The sequence below is a fragment of the Pseudomonas sp. Pseusp88 genome, from assembly GCF_047303955.1.
Taxonomy (GTDB): domain Bacteria; phylum Pseudomonadota; class Gammaproteobacteria; order Pseudomonadales; family Pseudomonadaceae; genus Aquipseudomonas.
Genome location: NZ_JBGLYM010000035.1, coordinates 1 through 16,762 on the forward strand (window position 1 = coordinate 1; position 16,762 = coordinate 16,762).

The 16,762-nt window shown below is 59.9% G+C and carries 13 protein-coding genes; 7 read left to right on the top strand and 6 right to left on the bottom strand.

Going from position 1 to position 16,762, the window contains the following annotated elements:
- Positions 1-56 precede the first annotated feature (56 nt).
- Both ACCD02_RS27730 and yjiA read left to right on the top strand, forming a co-directional pair.
- The gene (locus ACCD02_RS27730) at positions 57-254 is read left to right on the top strand and encodes a YbdD/YjiX family protein (protein WP_259103250.1); all 198 of its coding nucleotides are present in this window, start codon (positions 57-59) and stop codon (positions 252-254) included.
- Between the two features lie 89 nt (positions 255-343).
- Entirely contained in the window at positions 344-1,324 is a 981-nt protein-coding gene (gene yjiA, locus ACCD02_RS27735; RefSeq protein WP_413309063.1) for a GTPase, read from the top strand.
- Positions 1,325-1,471: 147 nt separating this feature from the next.
- Here the strand turns inward: yjiA and glyA are convergent, their stop codons facing one another.
- Entirely contained in the window at positions 1,472-2,725 is a 1,254-nt protein-coding gene (glyA, locus tag ACCD02_RS27740; RefSeq protein WP_413309065.1) for a serine hydroxymethyltransferase, read from the bottom strand.
- 171 nt (positions 2,726-2,896) lie between these two features.
- Positions 2,897-6,646 carry an EAL domain-containing protein gene (locus ACCD02_RS27745; RefSeq protein WP_413309140.1) on the bottom strand — a complete coding sequence of 1,250 codons (3,750 nt, stop codon included), beginning with the start codon at positions 6,644-6,646 and terminating at the stop codon, positions 2,897-2,899.
- 473 nt (positions 6,647-7,119) lie between these two features.
- On the opposite strand from ACCD02_RS27745, the gene ettA reads away from it, so the two are divergent.
- The gene (gene ettA / locus ACCD02_RS27750; RefSeq protein ID WP_413309067.1) at positions 7,120-8,784 is read left to right on the top strand and encodes an energy-dependent translational throttle protein EttA; all 1,665 of its coding nucleotides are present in this window, start codon (positions 7,120-7,122) and stop codon (positions 8,782-8,784) included.
- 61 nt (positions 8,785-8,845) lie between these two features.
- On the opposite strand, the gene ACCD02_RS27755 is transcribed toward ettA, so the two are convergent.
- From ACCD02_RS27755 to ACCD02_RS27765, 3 genes are all read right to left on the bottom strand, one after another.
- On the bottom strand, positions 8,846-9,196 hold the full coding sequence (locus ACCD02_RS27755) for a hypothetical protein (protein WP_413309069.1): 351 nt from the start codon (positions 9,194-9,196) through the stop codon (positions 8,846-8,848).
- A gap of 79 nt (positions 9,197-9,275) precedes the next feature.
- Entirely contained in the window at positions 9,276-11,150 is a 1,875-nt protein-coding gene (locus ACCD02_RS27760; RefSeq protein WP_413309071.1) for a DUF4105 domain-containing protein, read from the bottom strand.
- A 64-nt stretch (positions 11,151-11,214) separates the two neighbouring features.
- Complete coding sequence (locus tag ACCD02_RS27765; protein WP_259104834.1) at positions 11,215-11,703, bottom strand: DUF3015 domain-containing protein; 489 nt, start codon at positions 11,701-11,703, stop codon at positions 11,215-11,217.
- Positions 11,704-11,964: 261 nt separating this feature from the next.
- On the opposite strand from ACCD02_RS27765, the gene ACCD02_RS27770 reads away from it, so the two are divergent.
- The 4 genes from ACCD02_RS27770 (at position 11,965) to ACCD02_RS27785 (ending at position 16,327) form a co-directional block, all read left to right on the top strand.
- On the top strand, positions 11,965-14,430 hold the full coding sequence (locus tag ACCD02_RS27770; RefSeq protein WP_413309073.1) for a Lon protease family protein: 2,466 nt from the start codon (positions 11,965-11,967) through the stop codon (positions 14,428-14,430).
- 174 nt (positions 14,431-14,604) lie between these two features.
- Positions 14,605-14,934, top strand: a complete 330-nt coding sequence (locus ACCD02_RS27775; protein WP_413309075.1) for a hypothetical protein — start codon at positions 14,605-14,607, stop codon at positions 14,932-14,934.
- 193 nt (positions 14,935-15,127) lie between these two features.
- Positions 15,128-15,616: a TIGR00645 family protein gene (locus ACCD02_RS27780; RefSeq protein WP_413309077.1), complete on the top strand. Its 489-nt coding sequence runs from the start codon at positions 15,128-15,130 to the stop codon at positions 15,614-15,616.
- A gap of 93 nt (positions 15,617-15,709) precedes the next feature.
- Positions 15,710-16,327, top strand: coding sequence for an FKBP-type peptidyl-prolyl cis-trans isomerase (locus ACCD02_RS27785; RefSeq protein WP_413309079.1), 618 nt, complete (start codon positions 15,710-15,712; stop codon positions 16,325-16,327).
- Positions 16,328-16,408: 81 nt separating this feature from the next.
- Here the strand turns inward: ACCD02_RS27785 and ACCD02_RS27790 are convergent, their stop codons facing one another.
- Positions 16,409-16,651: a hypothetical protein gene (locus ACCD02_RS27790; RefSeq protein ID WP_413309081.1), complete on the bottom strand. Its 243-nt coding sequence runs from the start codon at positions 16,649-16,651 to the stop codon at positions 16,409-16,411.
- Between the last annotated feature and the right edge of the window lie 111 nt (positions 16,652-16,762).

Here is a 16,762-nt window from a genome sequence, read left to right on the forward strand (position 1 = left end):
AAGCGCCATTCCAGGCGTTGCCGGTGCAGCAGCAATGATTGGCGGAGGATCAGCCCATGTTCAATGACCTGAGTCGCTTGGGTAAATACCTCGGCCAGGCCGCACGCCTGATGGTCGGCATGCCGGACTACGACACTTACGTGGAGCACATGCAGGCCACTCATCCGGACAAACCGGTGATGAGCTACGAGATGTTCTTTCGGGAGCGTCAGGAGGCCCGGTATGGCGGCAAGGGCGGGCCGAAGTGTTGCTAAAGGCCTGATGGATCGCTACAAGGTTTAAACCAGCGCGCCACCCCTCGTGGCGCGTTGTCGTTTCTGATGAATAAAAGGCAGGAGTCGGCATGAGTGTTGCGCAACCCATCCCCGTTACCGTTCTGAGTGGCTTTCTCGGGGCAGGCAAGACCACCTTGTTGCGTCATCTGCTCAAGGAAGAACACGGCCTGAAAATCGCCGTGATAGAAAACGAATTCAGCGACGCCGGCATTGATACCCAATTGCTCGGCACCGAGCCGGTGCAGGTCATGACCCTGTCCAATGGTTGCGTGTGCTGCACCATTCACACCGACCTGACCAAGGCGCTGTTCCTCTTGCTGGAGCGCCTGGACAGCGGTGAAATTGCCTTCGACCGACTGGTGATCGAGTGCACCGGCCTGGCTGACCCGGCCCCCGTGGCCCAGACTTTCTTTATTGATGAAGAGCTGCGCGAGCGCTATATCCTCGACGGCATCATCACCCTGGTGGACGCGGCGCATGCCGACACTCACCTGGCCCAGACCATCGCCCAGGCACAGATAGGCTTTGCCGACCGCCTGTTGGTGAGCAAGCGCGATCTGGTGGACGAAGCCGCTTTCCAGGCGCTGAGCGAACGGCTGACCCGTATCAACCGCCGCGCGCCGATCCGCGTGGTTGAGCACGGCAAGATAGATCTGGCCGAGTTGCTCGATGTCCGCGGCTTCAATCTCAATGCTGACCTGGGCGGCGGTTTCAGCCTTCGACCGGTCAAGCCTGCAGGCAACGGCATCGACCGTATCAGCAGTCTGGTGCTGCGCAGTGATAAACCGCTGGATATCGACAAACTCAGCGAATTTATGAACACGTTACTGGAAGAACATGGCAAGCAGCTGCTGCGCTACAAGGGCGTGCTGAACATTGCCGGGGAAGCGCGCAAGCTGGTTTTCCAGGGCGTACTCAAGCTGTACGGCTTCGATTGGGATACCGAGTGGGCTGATGGCGAACAGCGCGAGAGCGTAATTGTGTTCATTGCCGATGATTTGCCGCAAGAAAAGATCCGTGCAGGATTCGAGGCGATGACTCAGGTGTAATGGCTGTTTGTATTCTCTTTGGGACCGGCTTTAGCCGGGAATACGCTTCCCGGCTGAAGCCGGTCCCACAGAAGATTTTCTTAGCCAACAAAAAGCCCGCCATTCGTGAGAATGGCGGGCTTTTTGGTTGCTGATAGAACGGGCTGATTAAGCGCCGTATACCGGCAGTTTGGCGCAGATGGCTTTGACTTTCGCACGAACGGCGTCGATCACCGCTTCGTTGTTCAGGTCAGCCAGGATGTCGCAGATCCAGCCAGCCAGTTCCTTGCACTCTGCTTCCTTGAAGCCGCGAGTGGTGACAGCCGGAGTGCCGAAGCGCAGGCCGGAGGTCACGAACGGGGAGCGTGGGTCGTTCGGTACGGAGTTCTTGTTGACGGTGATGAATGCCTTGCCCAGAGCGGCGTCGGCGTCTTTGCCGGAGATGTCCTGCTTGATCAGCGAGAGCAGGAACAGGTGGTTCTCGGTGCCGCCGGAGACCACGTCGAAACCGCGCTCGATAAACACGCCGGCCATGGCCTTGGCGTTTTTCACCACTTGTTGCTGGTAGGCCTTGAACTCAGGTTGCAGTGCTTCCTTGAAGCAGATGGCCTTGGCCGCGATCACATGCTCCAGCGGGCCGCCCTGGGCGCCAGGGAATACAGCGGAGTTCAGCTTCTTCTCGATGTCGGCGTTGGCGCGAGCCAGGATCAGACCGCCACGTGGACCGCGCAGGGTCTTGTGGGTGGTGGTGGTCACGACGTCAGCGAATGGCACCGGGTTCGGGTAGACACCGGCGGCAACCAGACCGGCTACGTGAGCCATGTCGACGAACAGGTAGGCACCGACCTTGTCCGCGATGGCGCGGAAGCGCGGGAAGTCGAGGATCTGCGAGTAGGCCGAGAAACCGGCAACGATCATTTTAGGCTTGTGTTCAACAGCCAGACGCTCAACTTCGTCGTAATCGATCAGGCCGTTGCCGTCGATGCCGTACTGGATGGCGTTGTACAGCTTGCCCGACGAGCTGACGCTGGCGCCGTGGGTCAGGTGACCGCCATGAGCCAGGCTCATGCCCAGGATGGTGTCGCCCGCTTGCAGCAGAGCCAGGTAGACGGCGCTGTTGGCCTGGGAACCGGCGTGTGGCTGAACGTTGGCGTAGTCGGCGCCGAACAGCTCCTTGGCGCGGTCGATGGCCAGTTGCTCAACCACGTCGACGTATTCGCAGCCGCCGTAGTAACGCTTGCCCGGGTAGCCTTCGGCGTACTTGTTGGTCAGTACCGAGCCCTGGGCTTCCATGACCGCTGGGCTGGTGTAGTTTTCCGAGGCGATCAGCTCGATGTGCTCTTCCTGGCGCTGAGCTTCTTGCTCCATGGCGGCATACAGGTCGGAGTCGTACTTGGCGATAGTCAAATTACGGCTGAACATAGCGTTCCTCGGGGTCTGGCAGGGGAAAAGGTGGGCATTCTAACGCATCGGGTTTTATCTGGCATATGAAAGGCAGTCATGTTGATCAGTTGCGAGCTTCAAGCTTCAAGCGACAAGAAGGCGCGGCCTCAGGCTCACTTGCCGCTTGAGGCTTAAAGCTTGCAGCTGTCTCTAGTCAAACATGAACAACGCATCATTGCTGAATTGCGCTTCAAAACGATTGGGCGGCATCGGTCGGCCGAACAGGTAGCCCTGGACTTCGTCGCAGCCGTGTTCACGCAGGAAGTCCAGTTGCTCGTGGGTCTCGACCCCTTCGGCGATCACCGCCAGGTTCAGGCTGTGGGCCATGGCGATAATGGCCCGGGCAATCTGCGCGTCCTGCTCGCCGGAGGGCAAGCCGTCGACGAAGGTGCGGTCGATTTTCAGCACATCGATGGGGAATTGCTTGAGGTAGTTGAGTGACGAATAACCGGTGCCGAAGTCGTCCACCGCGATGCTAAGGCCCAGATATTTGAGGCCGTCGAGGATCTGCATGGCTTCGCTGACTTCGCGCATCAGGATGCTTTCGGTCAGTTCCAGCTCCAGGCAGGCCGGGGGCAGGCCGGTTTCCTTGAGAATATTGGCGATGCGCGTGCCCAGTTGGCCATCGGAGAACTGCCGGGCCGAGATATTCACCGAAACCTTGGGCACCCGTACCTTGGCCTGATGCCAGGCCTTTAGCTGGCGGCAGGCTTCGGTCAGCACCCAGTCGCCGACTTCCACCACCAGGCCGAGTTCTTCGAGTACCGGGATGAACTCGATGGGCGATACCAGCCCGCGCCGTGGATGACGCCAGCGCAGCAGCGCCTCGGCACCGGTCAGGCGTTTGCCGTCGCCACTGAACTGCGGTTGATAGAACAGGGTGAACTCCTTCTGCTCCAGGGCATGGCGCAGATCGCTTTCCAGCTCCAGGCGTTCCAGGGCGGAGGCGTTCATGTCCGCCTGATAGAACTGGAAGTTGTTCTTGCCGCGCTCCTTGGCGTGGTACATCGCCGTGTCGGCGTTTTTCATCAGCTGGCTCAGCTCCTTGCCATCCTGGGGGCTGAGGGCGATGCCGATACTGGCGGTGACGAAGAACTCGCGGCCTTCCAGCACGAACGGAGTGACCAGACTGTTGAGAATCTGCTCGGCCACATGAATGGCCCGAGTCAGGGCGATCTGTTGTGTGGCGCTGGGTTGCAGCAGCAGGGTGAACTCGTCGCCGCCCATGCGCGCCACCGTGTCGTCATCGTCGACGCATTCGAGCAGGCGCGTAGCCATTTCCTTGAGCATGCGGTCGCCGGCGGCGTGGCCGAGGGAGTCGTTGATCGGTTTGAAGCGGTCCAGGTCCAGGAACATCAGTACCACCCAGGCCTGCTGCCGTTCCGCCTGTTGCAGGGCCGAGTGCAAGCGATCCTGAAACAGGGTGCGGTTGGGCAGGTGGGTCAGGGCGTCGTAGTAGGCCAGGCGGTGGATACGCTGCTCGCTGGCCTTGCGCTCGCTGATATCGGTGAAGAAACACACGTAGCTGGCCAGGTCGCCTTCTTCGTCGAACACCGCCGTGATGCCGACCCACGCCGGATAATGCTCGCCGCTGCGACGCTTGAGCCAGACCTCGCCCTCCCAACTGCCGCGTTGATGCAGCTGTTTGAGGATGTAATGCAGGTGGGCTTCCTGTTGCTCATCGGCGGTGAGCATGGTCGGCAACTGATCGAGGACCTGAGCCACCGCATAACCGCTGACGCGGCTGAAAGCATCGTTAGCCTGAACGATGTAGCCGGCCGGGTCGGTGATCAGGATCGCCGAGGTAGAATGCTCGAATACCGTGGCGGCCATGCGCAGGTCTTTCTCGGCCCGGCGCTGTTGGCTGATGTCGCGACCGACACCGAGGATGCCCTCGAAGGTGCCATTTTCATCCCAGACCAGCACCAGACGCAGCTCGATGGGGATCTTGCGACCATCGGCACGCAGGCAGTCGAACAGGAACAGTTGAGTCGGAAGTTCGTGGCGCAATCTGGCCAGTTCTTCCGGCTTGCCCAGAGCCTTGCCGATGCGCTCGATCAGGGCATAGACCCCGGCCAGTTGCTGCGGGTTGGCCACGGTGGAATTCCAGCCATGCTCGAAGATCCACTCGGCGTCATAACCCAGCACGCTGGTGACCGACGGGCTGACATAGTTGGGCTGCAGGCGGCTGTCGGTAGAGAAAATCACGTCGCTGATGCTTTCGGCGAGCATGCGGTAGCGTTGTTCGCTGTCGCGCAGGGATTCGCTGGCTTCCAGCTGTTCGGTAATGTCCTTGGCCACGCCGATAATGCGCGTGACCTGGTCGTTGCGATCCCGGGACAGGGCCTGTTCGCGGATATCGAAGCGGCGCCAGTTGTTATGGACATCGCGAAAGCGCAGCTGACAGTGCAACAGTTCGCTATGGCCATGATGGCGTTGGCGCAGGCGCATGTCCTGATAGCTTTCGGCGTCATCCGGGTGCAGCAGGATTTCCCAGAAGTACTCGCCCATGCGATGCAGTTCGGTGCGGCTGTAACCCAGGGTCTGGCCGAGATTGTGGTTGCTGTAGATCATCCGCTGGGTCAGGACATCCTGCACATACAGATGATCGGGCACGGTACGCACCACATCGGACCAGAAACCCTCGCGTTCGACCAAAGACAGTTCAACTTGCTTGCGGCTGGTGATGTCGCCAATGCTCAGGATCACCGAGTGGCGGTCTTCCTGATCAGCGGGCAGGCGTACCACCAGCCACAGGTGCTGATCGGCGCCGTTCTCGTGGCTGAGACGTACTTCAAGTTCAAGCTGGTCGCGGCTGTCCAGTACGGCGTGAATCAGCAGCTCGCCGACGCTCTGACGTGAACGCGGGTTGCCGAAGATCAGTTTCTCCCAGGCTTCGTCGCTGGATTCGACCTTGAGCAGGCTCAGGGCCACCTGGTTGACTTCGGTGATGCGCACGCTCTGCAACAGGCCCTTGAGCTGGCCGGGCTGGCGCTCCAGCAAGTGAGTCAGGTCTTCACTGCTGCGCAGTTGCAGGGTGTCGAGGTAATGGCGCAGCCCGGACATGTCGAGCACGCAGATGGCGACACCGACGCCGTCGAAGATGTTCTGGTAGCGCTTCTGACTCTCATGCAACTGGCGTTGGCGACGGCGCAGGCTTAGCAGGGCCAGCAGTGGCACGATGGAGCAGGCCAGGGCGATCAGGCATTTGATGAACAGCGGAGCCAGCAAGTCCTGACGAGCCTTGTTGGCGTCGAACAGGCCGCGTAATTGCCAGTCACTGTTGGTCAGCACCTCCAGCAGGACGCTTTCCGGACGATCATCGGGCACTACCTGTGGGCCGGTGATGGTCAGGCCGTTGGTGTCGCGGAAGATCACTTTTTGCGTGGTGCGGTTTTCCAGGCGCCAGAGTGGCTGGAAATCCTGGCTGGTCTGGCGGGTCAGGGTTTTCAAGGTTTCCGGCGCCATGCGCAGGGCCCAATAGCCCGGCGTCAGCTCGCCCGGCTGACGCACCAGCAGATACAGTTGCGAGCTGTCCTCGGAGTTATCATAGTAATAAGGTCGCCCCAGCGCCTGCTGGAACGAGCGCTTGAGGAGGTCGCCGTCGTTGGTGCCTTCGAGGCTGTCCCGGGCGACATCGCCTGCGGCGTTGAGCCAGGCGACGCTGCGTACGCCTGGCAGTGCCTGGCGCAGCATGTCCAGAAGCATGGTCTGCTGGCCGATGCCCTGGGCCTTCTGTCGGGAATCGTCGAGCAGATTCAGGGCCACCTGGGCGCTGAGTGCCATATTCAGGCTCAGGCGGTCGGCCAGTTGCACGCTGTAATCGACGCTGCGTTGACGCTGGCGCTCCTGGGTCAGGTGAAACTGCTCGATCAGTTGCCATAAAAGCAGGGCGAGCATCAGCAGCACCAGTGCCGCCAGCCCACCTTTCAGTGAGCCACGCCAAGGCGCCGCTGTCGCGCCGTTGTTCGTGCGCGAAGGAGATGTATGTTTAGGTGTAGGCAAACCTGGACCCTGACTACTGAATAGAAGCAGCGAATGCGCAGCGCACTATAAGCCGGACAGCCAAATGGCGACTAGCATGCCCGGAGTTGTGGCTAAGTGCCAGTCCCGTAAATCCGGGGCCGTTTGCCCTGTCGGCGCCATTCGGGTAGCTTTGCCCGACGTACGGCCCAATCCTGCACGCATAACAGCATTGCTTGCAAACATCGATCCAGCTCCTGCTTTTCATACCTGTCGGCAGTGCATCGAACAGGATTGATTCAAGGCCGGGAACTGTCGGACAGCAAGCGCCGTCGCAAAAAAAGCTTTTTTCGGGACCAGCTACTAAGCTGGCGTCCTATTTATCTGTCACAAACCCAGGTTTTCATTCCATGGCTCAATACGTCTTTACCATGCATCGGCTGAGCAAAGTTGTGCCGCCGAAGCGGGAAATCCTCAAGAACATCTCCCTGTCGTTCTTCCCTGGCGCCAAGATCGGTGTACTGGGTCTCAACGGTTCGGGTAAGTCCACGCTGCTGAAAATCATGGCGGGCGTCGATACTGAATTCGACGGTGAAGCCCGTCCGATGCCGGACCTCAACGTCGGCTACCTGCCGCAAGAGCCGCAACTGGACCCGAGCAAGACCGTACGCGAAGTGGTCGAGGAAGCGGTCAGCGTGATCAAGGACGCCCAGGCTCGCCTGGACGAGGTCTATGCGGCCTACGCCGAGCCGGATGCCGACTTCGACAAGCTGGCTGCCGAACAGGCCAAGCTCGAAGCCATCCTGCAGGCGTCCGACGGTCACAACCTCGACCGTCAGCTGGAAGTTGCCGCCGACGCACTGCGTCTGCCGGCCTGGGACGCCAAGGTTGAACACCTGTCCGGTGGTGAAAAGCGCCGTGTGGCCCTGTGCCGCCTGCTGCTGTCGGCCCCTGACATGCTGCTGCTCGACGAACCGACCAACCACCTGGATGCCGATTCGGTGGCCTGGCTGGAGCACTTCCTGCACGACTTCCCGGGCACCGTGGTTGCGATCACGCACGACCGTTACTTCCTCGACAACGTCGCCGGCTGGATTCTGGAACTCGACCGCGGTGCCGGTATTCCGTACGAAGGCAACTATTCGGGCTGGCTGGAAGCCAAGTCCGATCGTCTGGCCCAGGAATCCAAGCAGCAGTCGGCCCATGAAAAGGCCATGAAAGAAGAGCTGGAATGGGTGCGCAAGGGCGCCAAGGCGCGTCAGTCGAAATCCAAGGCACGTCTGCAACGCTTCGAGGAAATGCAGTCCCAGGAGTTCCAGAAGCGCAGCGAGACCAACGAAATCTACATCCCGGCCGGTCCGCGCCTGGGTGACAAGGTTATCGAGTTCAAGAACGTCACCAAGGGCTACGGCGATCGTGTGCTGATCGACAACCTGTCGTTCGCCATGCCCAAAGGCGCCATCGTCGGCGTGATTGGCGGTAACGGTGCCGGTAAGTCGACGCTGTTCCGCATGCTGATGGGCAAGGAAACACCGGACTCGGGCAGCATCGAGATCGGTGAAACCGTGCAACTGGCCTGCGTCGATCAGAGCCGTGAGGACCTGGACGGCAGCAAGACCGTATTCCAGCAGATTTCCGACGGCTCCGACCAGATCCGTATCGGCAACTATGAAATCCCGTCGCGTACCTACGTCGGCCGCTTCAACTTCAAGGGCGGCGATCAGCAGAAGTTCGTCAAGGACCTCTCCGGCGGTGAGCGCGGTCGCTTGCACCTGGCGTTGACCCTGAAAGAGGGCGGCAACGTCCTGCTGCTCGACGAACCGTCCAACGACCTCGACGTTGAAACCCTGCGTTCCCTGGAGGAAGCGCTGCTGGACTTCCCTGGCGCCGCCATTGTGATCTCCCACGATCGGTGGTTCCTGGACCGCGTCGCGACCCACATCCTGGCGTACGAAGACGATTCGCAGGCCGTATTCTTCGAAGGCAACTACACCGAGTACGAAGCCGATCGCAAGAAACGCCTCGGCGAAGCCGCTGCCCAGCCGCATCGGGTACGGCACAAGAAGCTGGCTTGATTCAAAGGGTGTGAACTGAATGTGGGAGCGGATTTATCCGCTCCCACGTTTTGAATCCGGGCTATCGCGGCTTATAGGCCCGACCCGCATCCTGGGTCTTCTGCTGTTCCCAACGCCGATCCCGGTCGTTGAAGATGCTTCCGGCATCCGGTCGGCCACGGCTTAGCGCCTCCCCCTGGCACTGACGGAAACCGTCGTCCCAGCCGCCTGCATACACCTTGTCCTTCAAGTATCGCGGTACATCTTTCTTGTACAGGCCATTTGCGCCTGCCGCATCGCGGCCACTGCCGCAACCATCCTGGAAACCATCGGCGAAGGCAGGGGGATAGCCCTCGGCGATCAGCTGTTCATGGGTTGACTGACAACCAGTCAGTACAACCACCCACAACAGTACAGCCCAACGCAGGTTCATGATGAATTCCTCAGCATATGGAGGAAGTCTAGAAGCCTTACTGTGAGTGGGCTGTAAAAGCGTTGTCAGAAATTCGTTATCAGTAGTGGTACCACTTCACTTCCAGCATCACTTCGTTCTGCGGTGAGGCCAACTGGCTGAACTCGCGTTGGGCGCTCAGGCGCAGGCCGAGGTTGCGCGACAGTTCCCATTGTTGGTTGAGACTGACCGTGCGGCGTACTTCGCCATTGGTGAAGTAGTCGCCCTTGGCTTCCAGGCTCAGGTTGCCCAGGGGGTTGCGCCACAGCACGCCGGTATTGAACCCGGCAGCCGGGGAAATCAGTGCGGAGAAATCGTTGTTATGTTCAACCCGCACGGTACCGAGGGCGAAGCCGAGCATGTCATCGGTCAGTTGCCAGGTACCGCCTGCGCCGCCATTGACGTGGCTGACCAGGTTTTCATCGCCATGTTTGCCCAAGACTCGTTCCAGACCCCCCGCCACCTGCCATGACCAGGGTTGCAGCAGTTCGTTGCGCGGGGTCAGGGAACGGATAGTGGCCAGGTCCAACTGTTGCAGCTGCCAGTGGTTGCCTTCGTACTGGCGCAGCTTGAGTTGCAGGATCTCGATCTGCGCGCCCAGAGGGAAGCCAAAGGCGTTGTCATTGAGGTCGTGATAGGCCATGCGCAGGCCATATTCACCAAATGCCTTGTCGCCACGGGTGCCAAGACCGGCCTGCCAGGTGCGCGATTCGTGACCGTCTTCCGGCAGGCCGGGGCGCTGGATATCCAGTTCCGGCGGCGGATTCTTGCTGATGGCACCGAGCAATTCGAAGCTGCGTTGCGCGCGGGCAGGATCACGTTCCTCACCGTTGGCCCGGTAGCGTTCCAGACGATACGCGGCATCCTGGATCAGCGCGCGGCGATCGGCTGGCACGGCCAGGTAGGTGGCGTCCTTGAGTTGGCGCTGGTCGGCACTGACTTTCAGAACCCAGTCCTGCTCGTCTTGGCTCAAAGGTTTGGCCCGTTCCAGCAGCTCGCGCTCACGGGACGGGCGATAATCGATTTTCTCCACCAGGCCCGAGGCTTTGACCGCTTTTACGGTATCGGTCGGAATTGCTGTCAGCGGGAACTGTTTCAGCAGGTCCAGGCCAGGTCGGGCGACTTGCAGCAACTCCAGCAGGCGATAGGAGCAGTTTTCGTCAAAGAAGAAGTAACCGAAGCGAATCTGTTTCAGCTCCCAGACATGTTCGACCATACGCCCGGTTTCTTCGGCGGTCAGGTTCAGGTGATATTCCCACAGGTCGCGGTTTTCCAGGCTGCGATATTCCGAGAGCTTTTCCTGATACGGAACCAGGGCAAACAGGCCCGGATAACCGCCCATCAAGCCTTTCCAGGCGTACAGGATGCTGTTGTCAGAGCCCTCGATATAAGCGCCGAAGTTGATCGCATAGCTGAGCAGGGCGGTGTGGTTGGTTTTGACGTCAGCCTGGTCGATACGCAGCAGGGTATGGCCGAACATCGACGACGGACTGTTCAGATAGGCCGCCGGGAACACCAGTACGGCGCTGTCCGGGGCCACATCGCTGAACCACTGTTTGAATGCCTTGCAGTCCACGGCGGGCAGATCATTCAGCTGCAACTGATCACGCAGCCAGCGCGTGCGGGACGGATAAACGCATTGGGCGTGCTTGTCCGGATCGTCGCCTGCCCGCAACGGCTGGTAGATCGCAGCGAGGGTGGCGCTCAGTTCGGCTTTGGGGTCGTGGGCGCCATCGGCGGCCAGAAAGAATTTGGGGTCATCGACATAACTGCGCCAGCCACCGAGCTTGCCGGTTTCGTAATGGCCCAGGGAAATCCAGAACGGCGCGCTGGCCAGTTGCTGCAAACGCTCGGCTCCCACGTTGGGAGCGGCTTGTGCTGCGACGGACAACGGGGCGCAGACACACAGCGCCAGGTACACAAGGCGTTTGAGCATAGAGGGCAACTAGTCAGGGGGAACGAAACCGCCCCCTCGAGGCTGAGGGGGCGGCAGAGCGAGCTTATGCCTGGGTAGCGTACTTCGCCAGGGTAGGATCGTTCTTCAGTACATTGAGGGTATTGGTGTGAACGTCTTCAGCCGTGTCGTCAGCCTTGCTGAAGATCTGAGTGAAGTGCTCGTGGGTGACAGCGGCGAAATGCGCACGGTCTTCCGGTGCAACGCCCAGTACGACGGCATAGGTGGTCAGGGCTTCGCCTTTACCGACAGCCATGTCCTTGGAGAGCTCGTCCATCATGCCGTTCATGGCAATCCAGGATTTGCCGCCATAGGTCAGTGCGCTGTTGGTGGAACAGCCGTTGGTACCGGAGGTCATGCCGAACGTGGCGTTACCCGAGGTGCCGTTAGTGGTCGATGCGAGGAAGTGTGCCGGTGTACCGCGCTGGCCTTCGAACAGCATGTTGCCCCAGCCGCAATCCGGGCCGCCTGGCGCTTGGGCCATGGCATTGAGGGAAACAGCGGTAAAGAGCGTACCCAGAAGAATCCGTTTCATAGCGTTATTCTCTATTTATGTTCAACCAAGGGAGATTTCGTACCGATACGAATGGGTTTACGACCACCCGCGCAAGTTGGAGTTTAGGCCGTCGCCAAGGGTTCCGTGATCTATTGCAAATTGTTGACGGCAGTGTGTGCCGGTCCACACTTGTTGCTTGAATGAGGTGCGTTGAAATCCATGGGATTTTTCCTGCCTTGCAAGTCACGCGCAGCGAGCGCCAGAATGCGCCAACTGCCCCGCCTGATTTAAGGATGTCCGATGCCCGATCCTGTTGCTGCCAGCCTGCGTATTGCGCCTGAAGCGCTGACCCGCCCTTTTTCCGCTGAACAGTTCAGCTTCACGACGACCAATGATCTGGAACCCTTTCGTGGCGTGCTCGGCCAGGAGCGAGCCGTAGAAGCCCTGCAATTCGGCGTGGCCATGCCGCGCCCCGGTTACAACGTGTTTGTCATGGGCGAGCCCGGCACTGGCCGGTTTTCCTTCGTCAAACGCTACCTCAAGGCCGAAGGCAAGCGCATGCAGACGCCTTCGGACTGGGTCTACGTCAACCATTTCGACGAGCCCCGCGAACCCCGTGCGCTGGAATTGCCGCCGGGCAGCGCCGCCGCTTTTATTACTGATATCGGTGGCTTGATCGACAACCTGTTGTCGACCTTCCCTGCGGTTTTCGAGCACCCGTCGTACCAGCAGAAGAAAAGCGGTATCGATCGCGCCTTCAATCAGCGCTATGACCGCGCTCTTGACGTGATCGAGCGCCTGGCCCTGGAAAAAGACATCGCCCTGTATCGCGACAGCACCAACATCGCCTTTACTCCCATGGCTGAGGGCAAGGCGCTGGACGAAGCGGAATTCGCCCAGTTGCCGGAAGCCGATCGCGAGCGTTTCCATGACGATATCGCCGGCCTGGAAGAACGCCTCAACGAAGAACTGGCCAGCCTGCCGCAGTGGAAGCGTGAGTCCAGCAACCAGATGCGTCAGCTCAACGAAGAAACCATCACCCTGGCCTTGCAGCCCTTGCTGGCGCCATTGTCGGAAAAGTATGCGGAAAATGCGGCAGTCTGCGCCTATCTGCAGGCCATGCAGGTCTATCTGCTGAAAACTGTGGTCGAGCAACTGGTCGACGACAGCAAGACCGACGCTCAGGCGCGCAAGCTGCTTGAAGAGCAATACTGCCCAAGCCTGGTGGTGGGCCATGGGGCTAATGGCGGGGCGCCAGTGGTGTTCGAGCCGCATCCGACCTACGACAACCTGTTTGGTCGCATCGAGTACAGCACCGATCAGGGTGCGCTCTACACCACTTATCGGCAGCTGCGTCCCGGTGCGCTGCACCGCGCCAATGGCGGTTTCCTGGTGCTGGAAGCGGAAAAGATGCTCAGCGAGCCGTTCGTCTGGGATGCGCTCAAGCGCGCGCTGCAGTCGCGCAAGCTGAAAATGGAGTCGCCCCTGGGCGAACTGGGCCGTTTGGCCACTGTGACCCTGACGCCGCAAGTCATTCCGTTGCAGGTCAAGGTCATCATCATCGGTGCCCGTTCCCTGTATTACACCCTGCAAGACCTGGATCCGGACTTCCAGGAGATGTTCCGCGTCCTGGTGGACTTCGACGAAGACATCCCCATGGTCGACGAGAGCCTGGAGCAGTTCGCCCAGTTGATGAAGACCCGCACTTCGGAAGAGGGCATGGCGCCCCTGACCGCCGATGCGGTGGCGCGTCTGGCAACCTACAGCGCGCGCCTGGCCGAGCATCAGGGGCGCTTGTCGGCGCGGATCGGTGACCTGTTCCAGCTGGTCAGCGAGGCTGATTTCATTCGCCAACTGGCCAACGACGAGCAGACCGACGTCGGTCATATCGAACGGGCGCTCAAGGCCAAGGCCACCCGCACCGGACGGGTCTCGGCGCGGATTCTCGACGACATGTTGGCCGGGATCATCCTGATCGATACCGATGGTGCGGCCGTAGGCAAGTGCAACGGCCTGACCGTGCTGGAAGTCGGTGACTCGGCATTCGGTGTACCGGCGCGGATTTCCGCGACCGTCTATCCCGGCGGCAGCGGCATCGTCGACATCGAGCGCGAGGTCAACCTCGGCCAGCCGATTCACTCCAAGGGCGTGATGATCCTCACCGGTTATCTGGGTAGCCGCTATGCCCAGGAATTCCCGTTGGCCATCTCGGCCAGCATCGCCCTTGAGCAGTCCTACGGTTATGTGGACGGCGACAGTGCTTCACTGGGCGAGGCGTGCACACTGATTTCGGCGCTGTCGAAAACGCCGCTCAAGCAGTGCTTTGCCATTACCGGCTCGATCAACCAGTTCGGCGAAGTGCAGGCAGTGGGCGGGGTCAACGAGAAGATCGAAGGCTTCTTCCGTCTGTGCGAGGCCCGTGGCCTGACCGGCGAGCAGGGCGCGATTATTCCACACGCCAACGTTGCGACGTTGATGCTCGATGAGCGGGTATTGCAGGCGGTGCGCGCCGGGCAGTTCCATGTCTATGCGGTGCGTCAGGCGGATGAGGCCCTGAGTCTGCTGGTTGGTGAACCCGCTGGCGCGCCGGACGAGAATGGTGAATTCCCGGAAGGCAGTGTCAACGCACGAGTCGTGGAGCGTCTGCGCGATATCGCCGAAATGCTTAGTGATGAAGAACTCAAGGAGGAGCTGGAGAAGGAAGCCGTCCAGGCTCAGGGCGAAGTGGCGGTAGCTTCCAAGCTGAAGGCCCGACGTCGGCGCTGATCCGCTCGGGAGGCAGGCACCGCCGCGGGATCAGCCCCGGCGGTGCCATTCATCCGCTGCACTTTGGATTTTGCGTTTTTCTTCTATTCTGTCTGCTACCACAGTGGTCAAAAGGATTGACGCACCGCTCTAGCAGGACGGAGGGTGAATACTGTATTCATCGAGGAGCTCGCCATGACGCGCAGTCTCTGTCTTACCCGTCAATGCCTGGGGCTGGTCACCCGGATTGAATGTGCGATTCGCCCCCTCTCTGGCGACAACGGCATGTGGACGTTGCTGTTTGCCGCTGGCATGGCAGGGGAACAACCTTCCGCGATCAAGACGCAAGGCCCTTTCGATGGTGCGCCTGCCGCAGAATCAGTACTGCGTGCAATTGCCGAAAGTCTCTCGTTGTATGGTTATCAGCAAGCCCGGGATGTGCCGATATGGAGCCTGCACCTGCAAGGTGAATTGCGCAGGCTCAATGGCGATCGGTCACGGGTGCAGCGATCTTCCCTGTACTGATTCGATTGGGCTGACCCTGTGGGACCGGCTTTAGCCGGGAAGGCGTCATCCGGCTCATGGCGGTGCCGGAATTGCAAAGACGCTATTCCCGGCTAAAGCCGGTCCTGCAAGACTGGTCTCGGATGCATTCAAATTCAGAACGTAAATTACGGCTGGTATACTCATGCGCAAATTTCCTCACGTGTGAGTTTCAATGGAACGCTTTCTCGAAAACGCGATGTACGCCTCGCGCTGGCTGCTGGCGCCGATTTACTTCGGTTTATCCCTGGGTTTGCTGGCCTTGATGCTGAAGTTCTTTCAGGAGGTCTTTCACGTTCTGCCCAATATCTTCTCGATGGCCGAGTCGGATCTGATTCTGGTGCTGCTGTCCATGGTCGACATGTCCCTGGTCGGCGGCCTGCTGGTGATGGTGATGATGTCCGGCTACGAGAACTTTGTGTCCCAGCTGGACATCGATGAAAACAAGGAAAAGCTCAGCTGGCTGGGCAAGATGGACTCATCTTCGCTGAAGATGAAAGTCGCCGCTTCCATCGTGGCCATCTCCTCGATTCACCTGCTGCGAGTGTTCATGGATGCTCGCAATATCGAGACACAATATTTAATGTGGTACGTGATCATTCACATGACCTTCGTTGTTTCGGCCGTGCTCATGGGGGTGCTGGACAAACTGACCAAGCATTGATTGCGCGGCGTCATGTGCTAGGCTGCTCGCCCTTTTGTTTGGGGCGCTTGCGGGCAATGTGCCGGGCGGGCGCCCCCTATGCGGAGCAGTGTTATGTCCGAAGTCAATCTGTCCACCGACGAAACCCGCGTCAGCTACGGCATCGGCCGTCAGCTGGGTGATCAGCTGCGTGATAACCCGCCACCGGGTGTCAACCTGGAAGCGATCCTGGCTGGCCTGACCGATGCGTTCGGTGGCGAGCCAAGCCGCGTCAGCCCGGAAGCCATGTCCGCCAGCTTCAAGGTCATCCGCGAAATCATGCAGGCCGAAGCCGCAGCCAAGGCTGAAGCTGCTGCTGGCGCCGGCCTGGCTTACCTGGCCGAGAACGGCAAGCGCGAAGGCGTGACCACCCTGGCTTCGGGCCTGCAATTCGAAGTCCTGACTGCTGGCGAAGGCGCCAAGCCATCGCGCGAAGATCAGGTGCGCACCCACTATCACGGCACTCTGATCGACGGCACCGTGTTCGACAGCTCCTACGAGCGTGGCGAGCCTGCTGAATTCCCGGTCGGTGGCGTGATTGCCGGCTGGACCGAAGCCCTGCAACTGATGAACGCCGGTAGCAAATGGCGTCTGCACGTGCCGAGCGAGCTGGCTTACGGCGCTCAAGGCGTCGGCAGCATTCCACCGCACAGCGTGCTGGTGTTTGATGTCGAGCTGCTGGACGTTCTCTAAGTTACGTCTGCTGCTAAACGCTCCGCCACTGCCGGACGAATTATCGTTCGGCAGTGGGCGGGGTGGGCTTTACTGCCATGTTCAATGCAACTCGATGGTCGGGCGCAAGGCTCGGGCATAGCAGAACAGGAACAGGTTTCGCACCATCTCCTTGAGCACCACCGGTTCGCACGAACTCAGGCTGTCGACATCCAGGTCGCCCTGGTCACGCAGTTCGTCCAGCGCTTCTTCCTCCAGCACTGCACAGACTTGTCCGGTTTCCCGATGGAGGATTCGCAGGTAAGGGTGCGGGCGATCCAGCCAGGCATCAATCAGATAGGTCATGTCTCATCTCCTTGTTTGAGGGTTTAATGAGAATAGTTCCTATCAAGCCAATCGCAAAGTTCTATTTGAGATTAATTCGCATTTTCTTGCGGGTGGTTGATGTGGGGCAAT

Bases quoted from the DNA above. Each gene is read 5' to 3' on its own strand.
- ACCD02_RS27730 (WP_259103250.1), top strand. From the start codon at position 57: ATGTTCAATGACCTGAGTCGCTTGGGTAAATACCTCGGCCAGGCCGCA.
- yjiA (WP_413309063.1), top strand. From the start codon at position 344: ATGAGTGTTGCGCAACCCATCCCCGTTACCGTTCTGAGTGGCTTTCTC.
- glyA (WP_413309065.1), bottom strand. From the start codon at position 2,725: ATGTTCAGCCGTAATTTGACTATCGCCAAGTACGACTCCGACCTGTAT.
- ACCD02_RS27745 (WP_413309140.1), bottom strand. From the start codon at position 6,646: ATGCTCGCCCTGCTTTTATGGCAACTGATCGAGCAGTTTCACCTGACC.
- ettA (WP_413309067.1), top strand. From the start codon at position 7,120: ATGGCTCAATACGTCTTTACCATGCATCGGCTGAGCAAAGTTGTGCCG.
- ACCD02_RS27755 (WP_413309069.1), bottom strand. From the start codon at position 9,196: ATGAACCTGCGTTGGGCTGTACTGTTGTGGGTGGTTGTACTGACTGGT.
- ACCD02_RS27760 (WP_413309071.1), bottom strand. From the start codon at position 11,150: ATGCTCAAACGCCTTGTGTACCTGGCGCTGTGTGTCTGCGCCCCGTTG.
- ACCD02_RS27765 (WP_259104834.1), bottom strand. From the start codon at position 11,703: ATGAAACGGATTCTTCTGGGTACGCTCTTTACCGCTGTTTCCCTCAAT.
- ACCD02_RS27770 (WP_413309073.1), top strand. From the start codon at position 11,965: ATGCCCGATCCTGTTGCTGCCAGCCTGCGTATTGCGCCTGAAGCGCTG.
- ACCD02_RS27775 (WP_413309075.1), top strand. From the start codon at position 14,605: ATGACGCGCAGTCTCTGTCTTACCCGTCAATGCCTGGGGCTGGTCACC.
- ACCD02_RS27780 (WP_413309077.1), top strand. From the start codon at position 15,128: ATGGAACGCTTTCTCGAAAACGCGATGTACGCCTCGCGCTGGCTGCTG.
- ACCD02_RS27785 (WP_413309079.1), top strand. From the start codon at position 15,710: ATGTCCGAAGTCAATCTGTCCACCGACGAAACCCGCGTCAGCTACGGC.
- ACCD02_RS27790 (WP_413309081.1), bottom strand. From the start codon at position 16,651: ATGACCTATCTGATTGATGCCTGGCTGGATCGCCCGCACCCTTACCTG.